Raw genomic sequence first — 1357 nt, 5'->3', positions numbered from 1 at the left:
CTGCCGCTAAAAGAATTGCGATTGTTAATGTAGAAGTTTTCATTATTATTTCCTGTAAGTGATGATTCGAGTTAAGTATTGAATAATCGTCTCCAGAAACTCTCACAAACTTATCACTTTTTTATCACAAGATTTTACGCTGTGATTTTTAAATACAAATACGTTGGTTGATTTGTAGACATTTGTTTAGTTAAGAGGCAACATACATAAAACAAAAAGGAGAGTGTTATGGAAGAAAATCAACAGGTTGAACCAGTTAATAAAGATGACCGTATGTGGGCTATGTTATGCCATTTGAGTGCGCTTGCCGGATTTATTGTGCCGTTTGGCTCAATAATTGGGCCATTAATTGTGTGGTTAATTAAAAGAGATGAAATGCCAGTTGTTGACGTGCACGGTAAAAAGGCGCTTAACTTTCAAATAACGATGGCAATTGCATATGTAGTTTGTTTTTTACTGATGTTTGTAGCAGTAGGCTTAATATTACTACCTATAGTGGCAATTTTTGGGTTTGTAATGGCGAGTATTAAAGCTAACGAAGGTAAAGAGTTTAATTACCCGTTTAGTTTAAATTTGATAAAATAAAACCTCAGTTATTTTTATACCAATTGCATTAAATTAGTGATCTATTATAGCGATAAGAAAATAGCTCAATAACAAGGCTAAAATTATGATACATAGTTGTTCTATATAAATAATTTTTAACGTCGTTAGTGAGTTATTTAATACGCTAGAATGATCATGTTTTTAATAAAATTGGTATTATAAACCCAGCTATAGGCTTAACACCATTCAGTTAAGCATGCTTTGACTTAATGGTGTACCGAGTTTTTGAAATTCGAACGGTCCTACTTTTGGGCCGTTTTCTTTTTTCTGGAAGAATATAACGTTTCACTCGTTCTCGCATTGCCCTTAATTTCTTTGGAATTGAACCTGGCGAAGCGATGGCACACCAGAGTATTTCATCCTGTATATCCCGCAAAGCCATGACAAAACTAATTCTCAGCGGGGAGACTTTAGCCTCTTTGGCTATTCGACTTATCTCTACTCGAATTAAATTGTAGGCTAGCAATATACCCCATAGCTCTTGATTGACTCCATCCACAGTCTGACTACGCAAAAGAATACTATCCTCAAGCATCTGGTGTTTTATTTCTCCATAGCTATTTTCAATTTCCCAGCGCTCGAAATAGACATCAAGAATGGCCTGTGCACCAAAGGCCTGTTTATCATCCAAAGAGCACAGCAGACCTTTTATTTTTCCAGGCCCCATTGGCTCAGGATAAAGAACCAGTCTGGCCTGCCAGCACTCAGGAAGCGAAGGGTCTTGTTTTCTGGCATGCGCAGATACACTCAT

The 1357-nt window shown here is 36.6% G+C and carries 2 protein-coding genes; one reads left to right on the top strand and one right to left on the bottom strand.

The window, feature by feature from the left end; genetic code table 11:
- Window positions 1-228: 228 nt before the first annotated feature.
- A complete protein-coding gene (locus tag L655_RS0118640) occupies window positions 229-585 on the top strand; it encodes a DUF4870 domain-containing protein (protein WP_024605916.1) in 357 nt (118 codons plus the stop codon).
- A 211-nt stretch (window positions 586-796) separates the two neighbouring features.
- On the opposite strand, the gene L655_RS0118635 is transcribed toward L655_RS0118640, so the two are convergent.
- Window positions 797-1357, bottom strand: a 561-nt coding sequence (locus L655_RS0118635) for a transposase (RefSeq protein ID WP_024604693.1), incomplete at its 5' end; no start/stop codon positions are given.

Origin of the sequence: Pseudoalteromonas sp. TAE79, from assembly GCF_000498015.1 — a bacterium.
GTDB lineage: Bacteria > Pseudomonadota > Gammaproteobacteria > Enterobacterales > Alteromonadaceae > Pseudoalteromonas.
Note: the sequence above shows the minus strand (reverse complement) of the source record. Positions and strands in the feature narration are given on the sequence as shown.